Origin of the sequence: Actinomadura sp. 6N118, from assembly GCF_044326415.1 — a bacterium.
Taxonomy (GTDB): Bacteria; Actinomycetota; Actinomycetes; order Streptosporangiales; family Streptosporangiaceae; genus Spirillospora.
The window spans coordinates 46,023-65,712 of sequence record NZ_JBIRAZ010000006.1 but is presented as its reverse complement, the minus strand read 5'-3'; the positions used below and the strand labels follow the sequence as shown (position 1 = coordinate 65,712).

13 protein-coding genes are annotated in these 19,690 nt (G+C 67.4%); 6 read left to right on the top strand and 7 right to left on the bottom strand.

All coding sequences use genetic code 11. The annotated features are described in order from the left end of the window. Positions 1-142 precede the first annotated feature (142 nt). The 3 genes from ACH34W_RS16600 to ACH34W_RS16590 all read left to right on the top strand — a co-directional run bounded on the left by ACH34W_RS16600 (position 143) and on the right by ACH34W_RS16590 (position 2,953). Positions 143-670 carry a GNAT family N-acetyltransferase gene (locus ACH34W_RS16600; protein WP_395961778.1) on the top strand — a complete coding sequence of 176 codons (528 nt, stop codon included), beginning with the start codon at positions 143-145 and terminating at the stop codon, positions 668-670. A 232-nt stretch (positions 671-902) separates the two neighbouring features. Continuing rightward, positions 903-2,510 carry an MFS transporter gene (locus ACH34W_RS16595; protein ID WP_395961777.1) on the top strand — a complete coding sequence of 536 codons (1,608 nt, stop codon included), beginning with the start codon at positions 903-905 and terminating at the stop codon, positions 2,508-2,510. Next, positions 2,501-2,953 carry a hypothetical protein gene (locus ACH34W_RS16590; RefSeq protein WP_395961776.1) on the top strand — a complete coding sequence of 151 codons (453 nt, stop codon included), beginning with the start codon at positions 2,501-2,503 and terminating at the stop codon, positions 2,951-2,953. Before ACH34W_RS16595 ends, ACH34W_RS16590 begins: the two co-directional genes overlap by 10 nt. Positions 2,954-2,959: 6 nt before the next feature. On the opposite strand, the gene ACH34W_RS16585 is transcribed toward ACH34W_RS16590, so the two are convergent. Both ACH34W_RS16585 and ACH34W_RS16580 read right to left on the bottom strand, forming a co-directional pair. After that, positions 2,960-4,933 carry a tetratricopeptide repeat protein gene (locus ACH34W_RS16585; RefSeq protein ID WP_395961775.1) on the bottom strand — a complete coding sequence of 658 codons (1,974 nt, stop codon included), beginning with the start codon at positions 4,931-4,933 and terminating at the stop codon, positions 2,960-2,962. A gap of 177 nt (positions 4,934-5,110) precedes the next feature. Continuing rightward, complete coding sequence (locus tag ACH34W_RS16580; protein WP_395961774.1) at positions 5,111-5,323, bottom strand: hypothetical protein; 213 nt, start codon at positions 5,321-5,323, stop codon at positions 5,111-5,113. Positions 5,324-5,669: 346 nt separating this feature from the next. Between ACH34W_RS16580 and fxsT the strand changes: the two genes are divergently transcribed. Further along, positions 5,670-8,213, top strand: a complete 2,544-nt coding sequence (gene fxsT / locus ACH34W_RS16575) for an FxSxx-COOH system tetratricopeptide repeat protein (RefSeq protein ID WP_395961773.1) — start codon at positions 5,670-5,672, stop codon at positions 8,211-8,213. Between the two features lie 46 nt (positions 8,214-8,259). Here fxsT and ACH34W_RS16570 read toward each other — a convergent pair whose 3' ends face one another. From ACH34W_RS16570 to ACH34W_RS16560, 3 genes are all read right to left on the bottom strand, one after another. Then, a complete protein-coding gene (locus ACH34W_RS16570) occupies positions 8,260-9,522 on the bottom strand; it encodes an HEXXH motif domain-containing protein (protein WP_395961772.1) in 1,263 nt (420 codons plus the stop codon). 23 nt (positions 9,523-9,545) lie between these two features. Continuing rightward, on the bottom strand, positions 9,546-10,793 hold the full coding sequence (locus tag ACH34W_RS16565; RefSeq protein WP_395961771.1) for an FxsB family cyclophane-forming radical SAM/SPASM peptide maturase: 1,248 nt from the start codon (positions 10,791-10,793) through the stop codon (positions 9,546-9,548). Between the two features lie 576 nt (positions 10,794-11,369). Further along, positions 11,370-13,280: an ABC transporter ATP-binding protein gene (locus ACH34W_RS16560; RefSeq protein WP_395961770.1), complete on the bottom strand. Its 1,911-nt coding sequence runs from the start codon at positions 13,278-13,280 to the stop codon at positions 11,370-11,372. 161 nt (positions 13,281-13,441) lie between these two features. On the opposite strand from ACH34W_RS16560, the gene ACH34W_RS16555 reads away from it, so the two are divergent. Further along, entirely contained in the window at positions 13,442-14,605 is a 1,164-nt protein-coding gene (locus tag ACH34W_RS16555) for an aminotransferase class V-fold PLP-dependent enzyme (RefSeq protein WP_395961769.1), read from the top strand. On the opposite strand, the gene ACH34W_RS16550 is transcribed toward ACH34W_RS16555, so the two are convergent. Then, positions 14,602-15,630: an LCP family protein gene (locus ACH34W_RS16550; RefSeq protein WP_395961768.1), complete on the bottom strand. Its 1,029-nt coding sequence runs from the start codon at positions 15,628-15,630 to the stop codon at positions 14,602-14,604. The genes ACH34W_RS16555 and ACH34W_RS16550 overlap by 4 nt on opposite strands. A gap of 2 nt (positions 15,631-15,632) precedes the next feature. After that, on the bottom strand, positions 15,633-16,283 hold the full coding sequence (locus ACH34W_RS16545; protein WP_395961767.1) for an RNA polymerase sigma factor: 651 nt from the start codon (positions 16,281-16,283) through the stop codon (positions 15,633-15,635). Between the two features lie 136 nt (positions 16,284-16,419). Here ACH34W_RS16545 and zwf point away from each other — a divergent pair, with 136 nt between their 5' ends. Then, positions 16,420-17,838 carry a glucose-6-phosphate dehydrogenase gene (zwf, locus tag ACH34W_RS16540; RefSeq protein WP_395961766.1) on the top strand — a complete coding sequence of 473 codons (1,419 nt, stop codon included), beginning with the start codon at positions 16,420-16,422 and terminating at the stop codon, positions 17,836-17,838. The last annotated feature ends 1,852 nt before the right edge of the window (positions 17,839-19,690 follow it).

The window sequence follows — 19,690 nt, the reverse complement described above, 5'->3', positions numbered from 1 at the left end:
GCCTGGACTTCGAGCGTTCCCGAAAACGGGGCCTGAAGCGGTCATATCGATCGATCCTTGATACGAACCCGCGGATCCCGGCGACGCTCTAAATCAGCAGGCGGGCATGGAACGCCGGCCACGGGGCTCATCGGAGAGATCCATGGATGTCGCGCTGCACGAACTCCACGTCGGCCAAGCCGAGGCGCTGGCGCAGCTCTACCGTGAAAACCGCTCGCACCTGCAGAAGTGGGAGCCAGAACGCGACGATGCGTTCTTAGAACCCGGCCACCAGCGCGAACTCCTCGCCGAGGCCCAGCGCCTCCGGCAGGTGGGCAGACGCTGGGCGTCACTGATCCACGAAGGTGACGAGTACGTCGGATTCCTGGCGCTCAACCACATCGTTCGCGGCGCGTTGCAGAGCTGCCAGCTGGGGTACTGGGTCGCGGAACGGCATTGTGGCCGCGGGATCGCGTCCAGCGCCGTGGCGCTCGGCTTGGACGTGGCCTTCGGCACGCTGGGGCTGCACCGGGTGGAGGCTTCTGTGCGCACCGACAATCCCGGCTCGGTCCGGGTCTTGCAAAAGAACGGTTTCCGCCGCATCGGCCTGGCGTTGTCGCACGTCTTTCTGGGCAGTTCCTGGCATGACCAATGGCTCTATGAACGACACGAACCAGGTGGCGGGCAGTGACGCGATCTTTGTTCGGCGGGTTCCCGCACGCGGCCCGGGCGGGCCCGTGTACCTTGACGTGCGGCGGCCCCTAGCCCTTACGACAAAGGGAATCAAGACCCGACGAGGGGTCGCCGCCAGTCTTTGAAACCCCAGGCCCGTGCCCCGGCGGCTCCCCCGTCACGGCATGGGTCTTGCTCGCTTCCGTGGACCGCAATTCGATCGATGTGTGGTGGAGGGAATCGCAGACACGATGACCACTACCATGGTATTTCGCCCTCCGCTGGAAGCACGTAACGATCCGGCCTGGCAGCGTGACTACAAGCTGCTGTGGAGTGGTAGCGCCATTTCGATGCTCGGCGGTATGGGCGCGACCCTGGCCGGTCCTTTGGTGGCTCTCACTCTCTCGGGCTCGGCCGTCGCGACGGGCTGGATCGTGGCGGCGGGAACATTGCCCCATCTCCTTCTCCAAATACCCGCGGGGATCGTGGCAGACCGGCTTGACCGCAGATGGACCATGCTGGTGAGCCAAATCGTGCGTGGAATGGTCGCGGCTACGGCGGGAGCGCTTCTCTTCGTCGACGAACTCTCGATCCCGCTGCTTCTTCTCTCGGTGGCCATCAGCGGCATCTGCGTCACCTTCCACGGGGTGGCCGAGGTGGGTGTCGTTCCGATGATCGTTCCACGGAGCCGGCTGCCGCAGGCCATGGCGACGAACGAAGCGCGCAATCATTTGGCTCTGCTGCTCGGGCGTCCGCTGGGCGGCCTGATCTACGGCCTGGATCGGGTCTTGCCGTTCGCAGCCGACGCCTTCTCCTGTCTGGTCTCCGCTGTGACCATCGCGCTGATGCGAACGCGGCACCTCCGGCCGGCTTTTACCCGGCACCAGAAGAACACGCAGGCCCGCACCAGCCGGACCGACACCGCCCGATCATTGATCAACGAGATGGGCGGAGGCATACGGTGGCTCTGGGAAGTCCGTTTCCTCCGGACGGCGATGTTCGTCTGTTTCGTGACCAATTTCCTCTTCCAGGCGATCATCTTGCTGCTGGTCATCGCTTCGAGAGAGCGAGGCCTGTCCACGCTCGTGATCGGTGTGCTCCTCGCGGCTCCAGGACTCGGCGGGCTCGTGGGCACTCTGGTGGCACCGGCCTCGCTGAAACGGATCAGGCCCCCGGCCGTGGTCACGGCATGTGTCTGGGTTTGGTTCGGTCTCACCGGCGTCATCGCCCTGTCCGCGAATCCCCTTGTGTGGTTCGTCGCCTGGGCCGGTGTCGGCTTCATGGGCGCGCACATGAACGTCACGATCGCCACGCATCAGGCCATGACGACTCCGCCGGAACTTCTCGGCCGGGTGACGAGCGCCAACAGGTTCCTGTCGCTGGGAGCCGTCCCCCTCGGCACGATCTGCGCGGGTTACGGCATCTCGGTCATGGGCCCGTTCCATGCGTCACTGGTCGTCTGCGCTGTGATCGGCGCGCTGGCCATCGCCATCACAGTCCGCCGCCGATCAATTCCCGTCCGGCCGTCATGGGTTGGACGACCCGAACTGGCCCCGACCGACGATCGCCCTGACGTTCCTGTGAAGCGGACCAGGATCGTGCCGGGAAAGGTCGTCCAAGAGATACCTGGGGACGAGGAGATACCTGGGGACGAGCAGTTCCCGATGGGTCACACGTTCGTCCCTGCCGATCGCCTCCGCCAGAACAGCCACGACCTCCTGCCGGACCCTTTACCCGGCAGGGCAGCCGCCGGAGCGCCGGACACCTGCACGCTCAGCAAGCGAAGCGACGATCTCACAGCCTCTTCCATCCCGTCCGCGTCACCCAGCGGGGCGGCCAGCGAACTCACATGCCCATAGGCGCGGCTCACGTCGGACCGCAACTGGTCGGCGGAGGGGCGAGCCTCTTCTCCGATCAGTATCCAGAGCGCCTCGATCGCGACGATCGCGTCCAGGTACTCCGCCCGGGCACGATTGACCACGACCTTCAAATCGTCGTTGTCCATCCTGGCGAACCCGTGCTCAACGCCGCGCATGCTCATGCAGACCCGCACGGTGACGGCGAGGCGGAGCACTGCGGACCTCGTTTCGTCGAGTGCACCGCGGAGCCGCAGCTCACGAGCGGCGATCTGCTTGAATTCCCGGGCATCCCGCTTGCGGCGGAGTTCGTGAGCCGCACGCCGGCCCTCACCCAGAATTTGCCAGCCCGCGCTGAGAGCGAGCGTGACGCCACTCGCCAGCGCGACCCATGCGGTGTCCTGCATACCGTCAGGATGATTCGAGTCTTCCACGCAATACAGTGACCACTGTCACATTTCACTCAGGAGTCTCAGGGCCGCTGCCTTCTGATGGGGAGGGAGCGGCGGATCACTGGCCTTCACCGCGCGGGACGCCAGTTCGGTGGCCGCGCCGACATCGCCGGTGAGCCGCTGTACCCGCGCGACCCGAAAGAGCACCGAGCCGTCATCGGTGGCCTCGGCATCGATCTCCTTGAGCTCCTGCCTGGCCGCCTCCACACGCGAGAGCGTGGCCAGAGCAAGTGCTCGCGCCGCCCGCGTGGACGGACGAGGACGCCGTTCGATGCGATCGAGGTCACGAAGCGCCGATTCGGCGTCGCCCAGATCGGCGAGTATCTCTCCTCTGGCTCGTAGCGCTTCGGCAGTGTCACCCTCACGGGTGAGCACACTGCCGAGGACGGCCAGTGCCGTCTGTGGCTGACCGGCGATCCACAAGGCCTGCCCGAGCTCCGTCTGAAGCATCGCATCGTTGGGGATGCGCCTGACCGCCGCCTTCAGGTTTTCGACCGCCGCGCCGCGGTCTCCCAAGTCAAGCTTGAGCATGCCGACGGCAGCGAGCATCCATCCCACGTTCTCGTTGGCCTGCAGCGTCTCGTACATCACCGCCGCCGCGCTGTAGTGCTGGGTGGCCGCTTCAAGCTGACCGCGCTGGAGAGCGACGTTTCCAAGGAAGGACTCCGCCTCGGCCCGTTCACGCATGTCACCCGCGCCGTATGCGCGCACTGCCTGTTTGACGTGTTGCTCAGCGAGATCAGGCTCATCCGTTGACAGAGCCACCTCGGCGGCGCGCAGGAGACCAGCGGGTTCGGGACGCCGTACGGTCCAGCGCTCCTCACCAAGCCGCCAGATGGGCTCGATCAGCCGTGGATGCTGGAGTTCGTAGGAACGGGCGCCAGCCCTGCGTTTGATCAGATGCTGGTCTTCCATTGCCCGGATCACCGAGTCCGAAAGGGACAGGCGTGCGGGCCCGGCCCCACTGAGCAGATTCCGCAGCCAGGTCGACAACTCGTCCGGACGTACCCCATGGTCGGATGCCACCGCTGAGAGCGTCTGACGGCTGAAATCGGCGAGCGCCCGGTCGCTGTCCGGGAGCAGCCCGGCAGAGACCACGGCGGTGTCGTCCGCGAGGTCTTCCCACATCCTTCGGCACACGGCTTGCAGGAGGACCGGTTCTACCAAGGCCTCGGACTCGTCCGCCGTGACCGCAGAGGATTCGGCGAAGCGCCCGCGAGCCGACGCCGCCGGCCCCGCTGCCAGGTCGTCCACCAGACGAGCGGCGACATCCGGATCGAAGGTCCGTCCAGTCGCCTCCAGCGGGCCCGTCACAGCCGCCCGGGCACGTCGGCGATCGAATGGCCGGAGCACGTACGGGTCGCCTCTCTCCGGCGCCAGTTCCTCGGTGACCCGCATGACCTCGTCGAGGTGATTCTCACGTACGGCCATCAACAGGTGGATTCGCGGCCGATCCTCGATCGCCTCTCGCAACTCTTCGAGGAAGCGCACGCGGTGCCGCGAGTCGGCGGCGTGGAAGAGCCGCTCAGTCTGGTCGATGGCGACCAGCATCGGAAGCCGCCGGCCATACCGGTCGGTCAGTTGCCGGTGGTGCAGGAACCGGGCGATCGACAACATCGAGACCCGGGTCAGTGTCTGTTGCGGCCACCACGATGCCAGAAGCGCGAGCGTGTAGGGATTCTGCTCCGGAACGGCGGCCATCGGGAAGGTCGAGCCATGGGACACGCGCCCGACGGGGAGGACGTTCGCGGGCTCCGACGCCAGAGCCGGGACCACGCCTGCCCGAAGAAGAGAGGTCTTACCTGCGCCAGAAGCGCCCGACAGGATGGTCAGCCGATTGGTCAGCCACGCGTGAGCGACCGCGCGCGCTTCGTCTTCTCGCCCGAAAAAGAACTTCCGATCAGCTTCCGTGAAAGGCCGCCGACCCACGTAGGGGCCTGACCACGCATCGGGCGGGCGTCCGACGACGCTCATGGCGTCGGCTTCGCCACGCGGACGACCCTCATTCACGATGGCCCTTTCATCGTAGGGCCATCAAATGGTACGGCAACCCACAAGATCCAGTGAATGGATCGCCGAAATCCGGGCGGGGCGGAAAGTGGTTTCATGGCGGTCGCCCCTTCACGGTCGGCTCAGCTCGACACGGCCGACTCACTGCCTCAGCGTGGGCCTGGCGTTCTGCCTCAGCGGCGGCCTGGCGTCCTGCCTCAGCGGAGGGCCGGCGTTGAACCTGGCGATGCCCTCCTCGCCCAGCGACTCGCTGAGCTCGCACAACTCTTGCGCCAGAACGATCCTGTCCAGATCACCCAGAGCGACCTCAGACAGATCCGGGACGATGCCACCGAGCTCGACGTCTTCGCGCATACCAGTCCTCCACTCGGCGTCCGCCGGTCTCGGATACGGGTCTTCCCAATCCCTTACCGGCGAACCTGTCCAGATTGCGCCAGAGACGTATCAGCCGGACAAGTAGACGATTCCAACAATACGCAGAGATATCATTGATCTTTCGGGGAATCAATTACGGACAACCCCAAAGACAGCCTCTATTGCATCCGTAATAGAGGCCCGCCTCACTCGAGAAGGAGATCATTACATGTCGATCTTCCCGATTTTACGATCTCTGTCACGTGACACTGGTATTGCCTGTTTCGCGGCATAAGATGGCGCGCGGGGGGCCGGACGACAGAATGACGCGAAGGCGGTACGCGTGATGAATTCACCACATCAACGACGATCGCCTGGCCCAGCACCCGAGGTATGGGAGAACGTCCCGCCGCGCAACCGGAACTTCACTGGCCGCGAGGAGCTTCTCGCCGAGCTCCGCGCGAGCATCACCGGGGAGATCACTGCCGTCGTGTCGCGGGTCGAGCCGCAGGCACTGCACGGGCTGGCCGGCGTCGGCAAGACCCAGATGGTGGTCGAATACGCCTGGCGGTACCGGTCGGACTATGACCTGGTCTGGTGGATTCCATCCGACCAGCCCATCCTTGTGCGTTCGTCGTTGGCGGGCCTTGCTCCACACCTCGGCCTGCCCTCGGCGACCGCGACAGGCATCGAGGACGCCGCGAAGGCGGTGCTGAGCGCGCTACGCCGGGGCGAGCCCTACGCGAAGTGGCTACTGATCTTCGACAACGCCGATCAGCCGGAGGACATCAAGGAAATCATCCCCGACGGCGGGCCGGGACATGTGCTGATCACTTCGCGCAATCCCCGATGGCAGGCCGAGGCGAACGCGATCCCGATTGACGTCTTCTCCCGTGCCGAGAGTGTGGATTTCCTGTGCAAGCGTGTCCGCGGGATCGACTCCAAGGAGGCCGACGCACTGGCCGAGGCACTGGGCGACCTGCCACTCGCGCTGGAGCAGGCGGGCGCGGTGCAGGCCGAGACAGGCATGACGGTGGAGGAGTACCTCCCCCTCCTGAAGGAACGAACAGCGCAACTACTGGCGGAAGGCAAGCCGACCGAGTATCCGGAATCGATGACCGCAGCCTGGGGACTGTCGGTAGCCAGTCTGATGGCGAAGCTGCCCGAAGCGATCGAGCTGCTCCGCTGCTGTGCCTTCTTCGGCCCCGAGCCCATTCCTCGCGCTGTCTTCAACGCTGCGCCTGACGGGATCGCGCCAGAGCTGTCCTCTCTCCTGCGCGACCCCATCCGACGCAGCCGCGCCATTGGAGAGCTCGGCCGCTTCGCTCTCGCCCGCATCGATGCACCTGGCCGGACCATCCAGGTGCATCGGCTCATTCAAGCGCTGGTCCGTGACGGACTCTCACCGAGCGAACAAGAGCGCTGCCGGTCCGACGTGCACCAGATCCTCGTCGCGACCACTCCCGAGAGTCCTGACAACACGGCCGACTGGGCGCGGTATGCGAGCCTGCTCGCTCATGTGGCGCCCTCCGCCCTGGATCAAAACCGCGACGAGTCGGTACGCGCGCTCGCCCTGGACTTCGTTCGTTATCTCTACATCTCCGGTGACTACCGGTCCGCGCTCGTGTTCGTCGAACGGTTCGAGGAGCGGTGGACGCTCGACTCTGGCCCTGACGACCTCGATGTACTGCGAGCGCGCGTACAGCGCGGGATCATCGTGCGCGAGCTGGGCCGCTACAACGAGGCCTACGAGATCGACAAGGCCACCGCGGCCCATATGGACGGGATGGCCCAGGGCAGTGATGAGCTCAGAGACGCACGGCTGATCGTCCTCAACAGCTTCGGGGCCGACTTGCGGGCGAGAGGTGACTTCATCGCTGCTCGCGAGCACGACGAGGAGTCTGTACGCCGGCACGAAGACGCGTACGGTCCCGATGAGCGACGCACCCTCCGTGCAGTCAACAACCTCGCACTCGACTATGGCCTGGTCAGTCTCTACAGCGAAGCCCGCGACGCGCACGCACGGAGTTACCAAGGGCTCGCCCCCGGCGGGCGCGGGGTCGGCCGCGCCGACGTCCTGAGCTCATGGAGCGGGCTCGCCCGGGCCGTTCGGCTCTGCGGCGCCTACAAGGAGGCCTGCGATCTGGGTGAGGACGCGCACAGCTTCGGGGTGGACGAGCTGGGCGCCGAGCACCCGTGGACGCTTCGTACCGCCAAGGACCTGGCGATCGCGCTTCGGCGAGCAGGGGACTACGACAGGGCGCTCGAGTTGGCTTCGGAGGTCCATGGCCGCTACCTGCGGCTCTTCGGCCCCAACCAACCGGACTCGCTCGCCTCAGCCATGTGCCTGGCCAATATTCAGCGCTCGCTCGGGCAGATCGACGAGGCCTTTGAACTTGTCTCCGAGACTGTCGAGCTTTATCCAGACATGTACGGCTCCGACCACCCGTACTACCACGGCTGCGCGGGGAACCTCGCGCTCCTACACCGGGTCCGCGGCGAAGCGGCCAAGGCACGCCAGCTCAACGAAGGGGCGTTGGCCGGGCTCGAGACCAACCTGAAGCGCGACCACCATTACTCGCTCACTGTCGCCACCAACCTCGCCAGCGACCTGGCCGCGCTGGGTGATCTGGCGTCTGCCCGCCAACTAGGACAAGGAACCTTGCGTCGCTTGCGTGTCGTACTGGGCATGGATCACCCCATGACGCTGGCCTGTGCGGCGAACCTTGCGGCAGACATGAAGGCGGACGGCGCGGAAGAAGAGGGCACGAAACTCTTCGAGGACACGCTTGACCGGTACGCGCGAGTGCTCGCTGCGGATCACCCAGATGTGGTCGTTGCGCAAGCAGGTCGTCACCTCGACTGCGACTTCGACCCGCCTCCCATCTAGGCTCAGCTAACCGGCTCTGAGTCCCGCTAACCGGCTCTGAGCCCGGCTAGTCGGTCGGATCAGCGCCGTTCCGCAGGCGCCATCTAGCTCGATGGCGTCCAGCAACGGTACGTGCGTGATCCAAGGCGACCTGCGGGACTGGTTCGCGGCACCAGGAACGGAGCGTTCGCGCCATTTCGGCCACGAATGTCTCACCGGCGTCGGTGAGGCGCCCGCTTGCCGCAAGGGTGCGAGCCGTGAGAGCTGCCGCGTCCCGCCAGCGGGCGAACTCGATATGTGCCCGCATCGTGGTCGCCCCGCGCTCATGCGCGCGTTGCCGGCGCCAAAAGCCGGCAACGCCGAGATGAGCGTACGCGCCGTGCAGCAGGCCGTTGATTGGACGTGGATCGTCACGCCAGGGCGCATAGTGACGGCTGCCGTCGTCAGGGCGGGTGAGCGGCACCAGATCCATCAGGGCGCCGAGCTTGGTGTGCTGCACCTCATGCGCCAGAGTGACGGCGAAAGCGTGCTCGTCAGGCGGGAGCGAGAGGCCGATAGCGCCGAAGGTGTGATGTGCCGTGGCGCTGGTGTGCTCCTCCCCGTGGGGCACGAGCGGTGACACCACGGAGATCGCAGCGGCGATCTCCTCGGCTGCGGTCCAGTGAAAGCGAACCAGCAGACGCCATGCCCGGCGCATTCCGGCACGCCACTTCTCCACCTCGGTGGGGGACAACCGGGTATGGAGCACCTCGGCACCGGGCATCCGGTACGGGTCGCCTTCGTCGAGCAGGAACCGGATCGCCATGCCGTGATATTCGGCCTCCAGGCGTCGCAGCCCCTGCCAACCAGGCGCGTCTCGATACGGATCCGCGGGAATGCGCACGCCCGCGCCATGCGCGGTCACCATGGCGACATCTGGCCGCACGACCGCACTCCTGCAGTCCGGCAAGATCGCGCGTCCGAGCGACGGCAACACCACCACGCCATCGGAGGCGGGCACCTCGATCGGACGAGGAAAGCCGGCACGCACCGCCGCGGCCGCCGCCAAGGCGGCCAACCCTCCCGTGTCACCCTTTCCCACCAGGACGTCGCGCGCCCACGCACCCACGGTGGGGTAGCAGATCGTCGCCTCAACGGCTTCAGGCGCCAGTTCCTGGATCTCCGCGAGCAGAGCGAACGCTTGACGTGCTCGCCGGGCACGCTTCGGTTCCTGGGTCTTCGCAGCGTCCTGCACACCGCGGAGAAGCAGGAGTCGTCTGCTGTACTGCGCGACTTGGAGGTATCCCACCGCATGAGCGCCACCGCTGCCCGCCGCCAGCGCATCGAACACCTTTCTTGGTATTCGGTGGCGTTTCATCGGCGCCCTTCCGTCAGATCATCAGTGACTCGCCCATGAATATGGTTGATAAGCCGGAAAAGGTCTCGACAGTAGACGGATGGGTTGAGGAAACCGCTGCCCGCTCTATAGCGATGCGCATACATGCCTCCACCGCATACTCTGCGTGCGGTGCAGGCACGGCACTGGCTCGAAAGGGCCTGTTCCCCGAGCTGCCTCGCGGCCACCGACGGAAGTTCGAGCGCCGCATCGAAACCGTTCCTCAGGACGTGAAGGCCGGTTCCGGCCGCGCCTTCGTACGCCGACTTGAGACTGTCGACCTGCTCGAGGCTTCCATCGGTCTCCACCACGACCAGTACTGACGGAGAAAGGCCGACCGCCTCGGTGCCGGAGGCGCCGCCCAGCAACATTCGTATGATCTCGCCGAACAGGCGAACGCGCGTCTCCCGGACCGGCGCGTCATACCAGCGGTCGAAGACCGCGATGAGCCAGTCCCCGTAGAGCGGTGACGAGCCGTCGAGGAACGGAGGAGCTGTCTCCCAGTTGCCATGGGGCAGCAGGAAATCGACCGCCGGAGGCCCGAAGGAAACCAGCGCCTCAAAGGTGGTCCGTGGGTCGTTGCGAAGATCGATCGTGCTGAGCAGCCCGGCGAACAGGTGAGGATAGGCGGAAAGACGTTCGAGCCCCGCCCGTACCTCGGCGTAGCTTCCCCGGCCGTCTCCATGGCGCCTGTGTCTGTCATGGCCTTCCGCATCGCCGTCCAGGCTTACCCCGACCGACACATCCAGTTCGTCGAAGAGCCGAAGGAAGTCGTCGTCGATCAGCACACCGTTGGTCTGGACAAGCGCCCGTACCGTCACGCCCTCACCGACCGCCGCGCGAACAGCGGTCACGGCCTGCCGGATCAACTGGGGGCCTGCCAGCAGGGGTTCCCCGCCGTGAAGCATCAATTCGATCGCGGTCAGCCCGTGGGCATGCACGTGGTCGGCAATCCGAGTCGCTGTGCGGTCGACGATGGCAGGTGACATACGCCGCGGACGGCTTCGCCACCCCTGATCCGCCATCTCGTACATATAGCAATAGTCACAACCGAGGTTGCAGCGACTGTGCACCTTCAAAATGAACTGCTGGAAGGGAACGGGCCGCCATCCGGAGGCGCGGAGCGCATCGACGTCAAGAGTCTCGGGCCACTCAAGACCATCCGTGCGACCTGCCACGCCGATCAGCTCCCAGATGCGTTTGCGCTCGAGCGCGGCGTTGCGCATATTCCGCATTTACATGGTCATGTACACAGACACAGAGATCAACAAACCCATCCACAATGGCCGGGTTCAGTCATGGGTCAAGCTCAGAGTCAAGCCCCGCCATCGGCGAAAGTCGGGCGGCTGCGGAGAGTGATGTGTAGGGCCATACGACGCCATCATGCCCGCCCACCGCACCGGTCACGGTGCAGCGGCAAGTCAGCGACACTGGCGTCATCAGGGTCTGCGCCAGAAGGTCTTTCTGAGCCGTCTGCACGCAGGGCAAGTCGTGACACACAATCCGCTCGCCGGAATACCCATCCCACGGTGAGGGCTTGGGTGCTCCAATTGAACGTCGTCGTGACGTCGTTTCCTCTGTAGTGCCATCGATGAAGGGGCGGAGGTGCGGAGGCGGAGCCCCTGCTGGGGCTTGGGGCGGAGCCCCAATGGGGACAGCCCCGAGCGGAGCGAGGGACCTGCCGTTGGCGGTGGAACGTCTGCTGGGGGCTGCGACGAAGGCTCATTGCGGCAGCCCGCACGGAGCGAAGGGGCATGCCAGCGGGTGGCGGGGCCGCTTTCGGGCGGCCCCGCTGGTGGGTCTTAGGCGATTGCTTCCAAGGGTTCTCCGGTGGGGGTCTTGGGCGGGCTGTCTTGCTGGTCGAACTGGGTGCGGTAGAGCTCGGTGTAGCGGCCGTCGGCGGCCAGGAGGTCGTCGTGGGTGCCGCGTTCGACGATGCGGCCGGCCTCGACCACCAGGATCTGGTCGGCGGCCCGGATCGTGGAGAGGCGGTGGGCGATGACGATGGCGGTGCGGCCGTCCAGCGCCTCGGTCAGGGCCTCCTGGACCGCGGCCTCGGAGGTGGAGTCGAGGTGGGCGGTGGCCTCGTCCAGGATCACCACGCGGGGGCGGGCCAGGAGGAGCCGGGCGATGGTGAGGCGCTGGCGTTCGCCGCCGGAGAGGCGGTAGCCGCGTTCGCCGACGATCGTGTCGAGGCCGTCGGGGAGGGACCTGATCAGGTCGTCCAGGCGGGCGCGGCGGAGGACGTCCCAGAGGTCGGGCTCAGTGGCTTCGGGGCGCGCGAGAAGGAGGTTGTCGCGGATGGACTCGTGGAAGAGGTGGCCGTCCTGGGTGACCATGCCCAGGGTGTCGCGGATGGTGTCGAAGCTCAGGTCGCGGACGTCCACTCCGCCCAATCGGACGGCGCCCTCGTCCACGTCGTAGAGGCGCGGGAGCATCTGGGCGATGGTCGACTTGCCGGCGCCGGACGAGCCGACCAGGGCGATCATCTGGCCCGGCTCGGCCCTGAACGAGACGTCGTGCAACACCTCGACGCCACCGCGCGTGTCCAGGTTGGCGACCTCTTCGAGCGAGGCCAGGGAGACCTTGTCAGCGGAGGGGTAGGCGAAGCGGACGTTCGTGAACTCGACCGAGACGTGGCCCTCGGGGACGGGCTTGGTGACTGGCTTTTCGGCGACCAGCGGTTTGAGGTCGAGGACCTCGAAGACGCGCTCGAAGCTCACCAGGGCGCTCATGACCTCCACGCGGGCGCTGGCCAGGGCGGTGAGCGGGGCGTAGAGGCGGACCAGGAGGAAGGACATTGCGACCACGGCGCCCGCGTCGAGGCTGCCCTTGAGAGCGAAGAAGCCGCCCATGCCGTAGACGAGAGCGAGGGCCAGGGCTGAGACGACCGTGAGTGCGGTGATGAAGACGTACTGCACCATCGCGGTGCGCACGCCGATGTCGCGGACTCGGCGGGCGCGGCTGGCGAACTCCGCGGACTCGCGGGAGGGGCGGCCGAAGAGCTTGACCAGGGTCGCGCCGGGCGCCGAGAAGCGCTCGGTCATCTGGGTGCTCATCGCCGAGTCGTGCGCGGCCGCCTCACGCTGAAGCCGGGCGAGACGGGAGCCCATCCGCCTGGCGGGCAGCACGAAGACGGGCAGCAGGATCAGCGCGAGCACGGTGATCTGCCAGGAGATGCCCAGCATGACGATCAAAGTCAGGAGGAGGGTCACCAGGTTGCCCACCACGCCGGAGAGGGTGTCGCTGAAGGCCCGCTGCGCACCGATGACGTCGTTGTTGAGCCGGCTGACGAGCGCTCCGGTGCGGGTCCGGGTGAAGAACGCGACCGGCATGCGCTGGACATGGTCGAAGACGGCGGTGCGCAGGTCAAGGATCAACTCCTCGCCGATACTGGCCGACAACCAGCGGTTGAGCAGCGCCAGCCCGCCCTCGGCCAGGGCGATGATCGCAATGATCACGGCCAGCCAGACCACCGTGGAGGAGGACGAGCCCTTGACGATCGCGTCCACCACCCGGCCCGCCAGCACCGGGGTCGCCACCGCGAGGACGGCGGTGATGACGCTGAGGAGCAGGAACCAGCCCAGCCAAGCGCGGTGCGGGCGCGCAAAGCCCCAGATGCGCTTCAACGTGGCCTTCGAGAACGGCCGTTTGTCATCCTGCGCGTTCATCGCGTGGTGCAAGGACATCCACGCGGTCACTTCCATATCCATGGCACACCATCGCTTGTCAGGGGGCTCAGTGGCCGCCGTCCGGCGACCTGTGGTCAGGATGCAACCTCAACATTGATTGAGGTCAACTCCCCGGCTTTCACCAGGGTCTCCCACAGGTATGACACTTTGCGCCGCCGAAACTCATCGGGCAGCCTCTGACCATGGGAATCGACATCGAAAAGGTCCGCGCCGACACCCCCGGCAGCGCAGGCGTCGTCCACCTCAACAACGCGGGGGCCTCGCTTCCTCCCCGTCCGGTGACCGATTCCGTCTTCGCGCACCTCGAACTCGAGGCGACCATCGGCGGTTATGAGGCCGCCGAACGGAACGCCACCGCGATCGCCCGCTTCTACGGCGCCGTGGCCGAGCTGATTGGGGCCGTCCCCGAGGAGATCGCCTACGTGGAGAACGCCACCCGGGCCTGGGACATGGCGTTCTACGGCATCCCGTTCGAACGCGGCGACCGGATCTTGACCACGACGAGCGAGTACGCCAGCAACGCCATCGCGTACCACCAGATCGCGGCCGCACGCGGGGTGAGCGTCGAGGTCGTCCCGGACGACGAGCACGGGCAGATCTCGCTGGAGGCGCTTGCCACCGAGCTCGCCAGGGGTGGAGTCCGGCTTGTCGCGATCAACCACATCCCGACCCACAACGGCCTGATCAACCCGGCCGCCGCGGTCGGACGGCTGGCCCGGGAAGCGGGCGCTCTCTACCTGCTGGACGCCTGCCAGTCGGTGGGGCAGCTCGCCGTCGACGTCCGCGAGATCGGCTGTGACATGTTGTCGGCGACCGGGCGCAAGTTCCTGCGCGGCCCTCGTGGCACCGGTTTCCTGTATGTACGGCGCGACGTCATTCAGATCTTGGAGCCGCCGTTCCTCGACCTCCAGTCCGCCGAGTGGATCACGCCCGAGACGTACGAGGTGCACGATGACGCGCGCCGCTTTGAGACCTGGGAACGCTTCGTGGCCGGACAGGTCGGCCTGGGCGTCGCGGCCGACTACACCGCCGCGATCGGCATCGAGGCGATCGAGGAACGGGTGACCGGCCTCGCCGCCCTCCTGCGCGGTGAGCTCGCCGCCCGCCCCGGCATCAGGCTGCTGGACCGGGGCGAGCGGCGTTCCGGCGTCGTCACGTTCACCGTGGAGGGGCACGACTCGATGGCGGTCAAGCTCGCCATGCGCGAACGAGGCGTCAATGTCAGCGCGACCGACGGCGCCCACCAGCGCTTCGACCCGCACGCGGTCCCGTCCGCCGTACGGGCGTCGGTCCACTACTACAACACCGAAGACGAACTGGACCGCCTGCTGGCTGCGCTCCCTTAATTCCTGAAGGTCTGGAGGAGTTTGCGGGCGGCTGGCTCGTTCAGGGCCAGCCGATTGGGATCGTCCGGATGCGGCCGCACGGGGATGGTGCTGAACCGCACGGTGTCCGTCTCCGTCCTTTCGAGGATCCGGGCGATCTCCTTCATCACGGGGAGGCTCAACTGCCCGTGGGTCTCCATGGTCCCGGCCATCATCTTGAGGAACGTCGGCAGCCGCACCGGGCTCAGCATCTGCTTTTCCTTGGCCCTCTTCAACATGGCTGCCATGAGCTGCTGCTGCCGTTTGATGCGTTCGAGATCCGAGCCGTCGCCGAGGCCTTGCCGTGCCCGTGCGTACGCCAGCGCCTGGTCACCTCGGATCATCTGCCGTCCGGGGCTGAGGTTCAGCCCGGCCTTGGGGTCTCTCATCGCTCTCGGCACCACGACCTCCACCCCGCCCATCCCGGACACGATCCGCTTGAAGCCGGTGAAGTCGATCGACATCGCATGATCGATGGGGACGTTTGTCAGCTTTTCCACAGCGTGGACCGAACAACCCAGACCACCGGCCGTATACGCGCTGTTGATCAGGCCCATCTGCGCCGCCGTGGGCTCTCCCGACCTCGTCTTGCAGGACGGCAAGGGCATCATGAGGTCGCGCGGGATGCTGACAGCGGAGATGCGTTCGCTGTCCCTCGGTAGGTGCAGCAGCACGATGGTGTCCGAGCGCGGCGCGAACTTGTCGCCGCGACCGTCAGTCCCGAGTACCAGGATGTTCAGGGCCTTGGTCTCTCCAGCACGGTTCGTGGATCCTCCGAGCGGGCCCTCCGTGCCCTTCCCGCCGCCGCGCAGCAGCACCGTCGGCACGAGGATGAGCGCGGCCGTCACCGCCGCGGCCACGCCGATCAGGATCCGGCCCCGGCCACGGTGGCGGCCCGTCCGCCCGGCGATCGCCTCGGCGAGACGGTGCCGCTGCCGGACGAGGGTGGCGGGGGGTTCGTGTTCGAGGTCGTGACCAAGGTCGCGAAGCAGGTCGAGGTCGTCCATGGTCACTCCTCCTCGTTCATCGGGTTGGTGTCGCCCAGGACGGCCCGGACCTTGCGGCGGGCGCGGCTGAGGCGCGAACGGACCGTGCCGACGGGGATGCCGAGTGCCTGCGCGACCTCCCCGTACGCCAGATCACCCCACGCCACCAGCAGCAACACGTCCCGGTCACGGCGCGGCAGCCCGGCCAGCGCCTCGGCCAGCAACGGCCGCGACGCCGTCGCCGTCACACCGGCGGCGACCCGGTCCGCAGGCCCCTCGACATGGCCGTCCACGGGGCTGCGCCGCAGCGCCCGGTAGCGCGCCGCCTCGCTGCGGTGATGCCGGGAGACGAGCTTGGTGATGATCCCGAACAGCCATGGCCGCGCGTCCCTGTGGCTCAGGTCGTACCGGCCACGGCGGCTGAACGCGACGAGGAAGGTCTCACCGACCAGGTCCTCGGCCACTTCGGGCCCCAGCCGCCGCGAGACGTATCTGTAGAGCATGCCGCTGTAGCGGTCGAACAGCGCGGCGAACGCCTCCGGATCCGTGCGCGACCGTTCGATCAGATCGGCGTCAGGGGCATCAGCGGCACCGACTGGGCCGACTGCACCGGCTTCGTCGGCCGGCGTGGCTGCGGGGACACCGGCGCGCGCACCGGTGGGGGGAGCGGTCATCGCGGACACCATGACATGAAGACCGGCCTTCCCGTCACTTGGGGATCTCGTACGGGGATGTATCGCCACAACCCCCGATCCGGGTTCACGCCACGACTCGGCAAAGTCTCGGTCCCTCCGACGGGTCGGCAGCGGAATGCCGGGAACGACCGGGGACATGGAGGCCAACGCCGAGAAAGCCGACACGCTCGTCCTCTTCGGCATCACGGGCGACCTCGCCAAGAAGATGTTGCTGCCCGCGCTCTACCGGCTGACCGCGCGCGGCGAGCTCGACATCCCGATCATCGGGGTGGCCAGGTCCGACTGGGACGACGAGGCCCTCCGCTCGCACGCGCGCGAGGCGATCGCCGCCGTCCACGAGATCGATGACGAGGTGTTCGGGCGGCTTGCCGGGCGCCTGCGCATGGTGACCGGCGACTACCGGGACGGCGAGACGTTCTCCCGGCTCCGCGACGCCGCCGAGGGTTACGGGTTCCTGACGCACTACCTGGCGATCCCGCCGACGTTGTTCGAGACCGTGGCGGAACGGATCGCCGGGGTGGGGCTGAACGAGAACGCCCGGCTCGTGGTGGAGAAGCCGTTCGGCCACGACCTGGCATCGGCGCGCGCGCTCAACGCCGAGCTGCAGAAGTACTTCGACCAGGACCACCTGTTCCGGGTCGACCACTTCCTGGGCAGCGAACCGGTCGACGGGCTGATGATCGCGAGGTTCGCCAACACGCTGCTCGAACCGCTCTGGAACCGGTCGTACGTGGACAACGTGCAGATCACGCTCGCAGAGGACTTCGACGTCGCCGACCGCGGCTCGTTCTACGACTCGGTCGGGGCGCTGCGCGACGTCGTCCAGAACCACCTCCTGCAGGTGTGCGCGTACCTGATCATGGATCCGCCGGCCAAGCCCGACGCCGGCTGCTGGCTGAACGAGAAGTGGCGCGCCCTGAGCGCCGCCCGCACCATCTCCCCTTCCGACGTCGTACGCGGGCAGTACGTGGGCTATCAGGACGTCGAAGGCGTCAAACCGGGCTCCACGACCGAGACGTTCATCGCGCTGCGTATGTACGTCGACAACTGGCGCTGGGAGGGCGTCCCGTTCCACATCCGTTCCGGCAAGTGCATGTCGATCTCCGCCACCGAGGTCATCGTCGAGCTGCGCAAGCCGCCGGTCACGCTCTTCCAGACGTCCGAGGGCACCGCGCCGCCCAACCTCATCCGCTTCCGCCTCGAACCCAAGGCGGGGATGACGTTCGACCTCCTGGTCGAGCAACCGGGCAACGAGGACCGGCCCGTGCCGGTCCCGGTCGCCGTCGACTTCTCCGACGTACTCGGGCCCGGTGAGATGCCGTACGAGCACATCCTCAGCGCCGCTGTGTCCGGCGATCCGGAGCTGTTCGCCCGCTTCGATCTTGTGGACGAGTCCTGGCGGATCATCCAGGACATCCTCGACCCGCGAGATCCGCCCGAGCCGTACAAGCCCGGCACCGACGGCCCCGCCTCGGCCGAACGGCTGCCCGGCCCGGACGGTTGGCACACTCTGGAAGGCTCCTCGCACAGATGACCACGGTCCACATCGCCTGCCTGGCGATCTTCGACTCCGCGGCGACGGCCATGATCGCGCCCCGGTACGCACCGAGCCCTGGTCTCCGCCGCGCCCGTCGCTCTGTGGTCTTCACAGCGGTCCAGCTCAACGGCCCTTTCCGGGAGCCAGCCCGCCGCGTTCGGCCACGCCGTACAGGGTTTCGCCACCATCGACACGCACTCGCCGCGCCGTCCCTGACCAGCTCCGACTTTGATCACCAATGCGTAACAAGGTGAACTTTCGGGCTAAGCTGCGCATCCTCAATGGTGCACGGGGGGTCGCCGGCGAGACCGCTCCGTCTGCCTGTCCCGGAACAGTCGTCGAGGAGGTCGCGCGGTGAAGGAAACCCGGCACGGGCCGGAGTCGGCGGGCAAGCCCGCAGACTCCACGGAGACCGGCACGGACCCGGCGGGCGACGACGCCAGCCGTGCGGACACTGCCGAGTTCCCCCTCCCCAAGCCCGCCGCGGAGGAAGAAACCCCCGCGGACCCGGACGAGGTGACCCCGGACGGCGAGGAGATCTCAGCCCTCCTGGGCGTCCCCACCACACCCGAGGACGAGCCGAACGCCGCCGCGGAAGAGGACGAGCCCGCAGAGGAGCCCGAGCCCCCAGCCGCAACGGAAGCCGAGTCCGCAGAGGCCCCCTCCGAAGAGCCCACGCCCTCCGCACCATCTCCCGCGCCCGACGCGGACCCTGATCGCGGTTCGTGGACCATTGAAGACCCCGGCGTCACGGCTGCGCTGACGGAGTTCCTGGACGACCCCAGCCCGACCAAGCCCGCAGCAGAGCCACCATCGGAACCGGAGACGATCGACCCGGACCGTACGGCAACCGACCCCGTCCCGCCGCCGCCCACCCCCACAGCCCCCAAAGCGCCACAACCGCCGACCTCCGAACCATCGGCACCCGCAGCTGCAGCACCGGAGTCTCCGACACCCGCACTGCCAACTCCCAAACAAACAACGCCTGCCTCACCGACATCAGAGGCCACCACACCACCGGCGCCCACCGAAGCAACGCCAGCACCACCGGCCCCGGCATCGGAGCCGCCCGCACCCACATCAGCGGCGCCCGAATCTGCGCCACCTGCACCCCCAACGCCTACGCACGCGGCGCCCGGCTCACTACCGCCTGCGCCCAACGCCGAAGCACCCGCACCGCCAACTCCCAAGCACGTAGGCCCTGCGTCACCGCCGCCCTCCACACCACCAGCGCCCACACAAGAGACTCCTGTACCACCGGCCCCGGCATCGGAGGCGCCCGAACCGCCAGCGCCCACATCGGCGGCGCCCGAACCGCCGACCTCCACAGCGGCGGAATCCACGCATTCTGCGCCCACACCGCCGACACCTACACCGGCGGCGCCTGAGTCCACGGCACCCGCACCGCCAGCCCCCAAACACGCGGCACCGACCCCACCCACACCGGAGGACCCCACACCACCGGCGCCCAAGCACGCGGCACCTGCCTCTCCACCGGCCCCCGCGTCGGCCGCGCCTGAGTCTGCGCCACCCACACCGCCAGCCCCCAAACCCGCGGCGTCTGCCCCACCCACGCCTTCACCGGAGGCCTCCACACCTCCGACGCCAGCACCATCGGCCCCCACACCGGAACCCCCCACGCCACCGGCGCCCACACCGCCCGCACCCACACCGGCGGCGCCCGAGTCCACGCGACCCGCGCCACCAGCCCCCAAACACGCGGCGTCGGCCCCACCCACGCCTACGGCGGATGGCCCCACACCACCGGCGCCCAAGCACGCGGCGCCTGCCTCACCCCCGCCCGGACCGTCGGCTCCCGCACCGTCGGGCCCGGCGTCGAGGCGCTCTG

What these genes read in the sequence shown, in the direction of transcription:
- ACH34W_RS16600 (WP_395961778.1), top strand. Translation starts at nt 143, where the DNA reads ATGGATGTCGCGCTGCACGAACTCCACGTCGGCCAAGCCGAGGCGCTG.
- ACH34W_RS16595 (WP_395961777.1), top strand. Translation starts at nt 903, where the DNA reads ATGACCACTACCATGGTATTTCGCCCTCCGCTGGAAGCACGTAACGAT.
- ACH34W_RS16590 (WP_395961776.1), top strand. Translation starts at nt 2,501, where the DNA reads ATGCCCATAGGCGCGGCTCACGTCGGACCGCAACTGGTCGGCGGAGGG.
- ACH34W_RS16585 (WP_395961775.1), bottom strand. Translation starts at nt 4,933, where the DNA reads ATGAGCGTCGTCGGACGCCCGCCCGATGCGTGGTCAGGCCCCTACGTG.
- ACH34W_RS16580 (WP_395961774.1), bottom strand. Translation starts at nt 5,323, where the DNA reads ATGCGCGAAGACGTCGAGCTCGGTGGCATCGTCCCGGATCTGTCTGAG.
- fxsT (WP_395961773.1), top strand. Translation starts at nt 5,670, where the DNA reads ATGAATTCACCACATCAACGACGATCGCCTGGCCCAGCACCCGAGGTA.
- ACH34W_RS16565 (WP_395961771.1), bottom strand. Translation starts at nt 10,793, where the DNA reads ATGCGCAACGCCGCGCTCGAGCGCAAACGCATCTGGGAGCTGATCGGC.
- ACH34W_RS16560 (WP_395961770.1), bottom strand. Translation starts at nt 13,280, where the DNA reads ATGGATATGGAAGTGACCGCGTGGATGTCCTTGCACCACGCGATGAAC.
- ACH34W_RS16555 (WP_395961769.1), top strand. Translation starts at nt 13,442, where the DNA reads ATGGGAATCGACATCGAAAAGGTCCGCGCCGACACCCCCGGCAGCGCA.
- ACH34W_RS16550 (WP_395961768.1), bottom strand. Translation starts at nt 15,630, where the DNA reads ATGGACGACCTCGACCTGCTTCGCGACCTTGGTCACGACCTCGAACAC.
- ACH34W_RS16545 (WP_395961767.1), bottom strand. Translation starts at nt 16,283, where the DNA reads ATGACCGCTCCCCCCACCGGTGCGCGCGCCGGTGTCCCCGCAGCCACG.
- zwf (WP_395961766.1), top strand. Translation starts at nt 16,420, where the DNA reads ATGCCGGGAACGACCGGGGACATGGAGGCCAACGCCGAGAAAGCCGAC.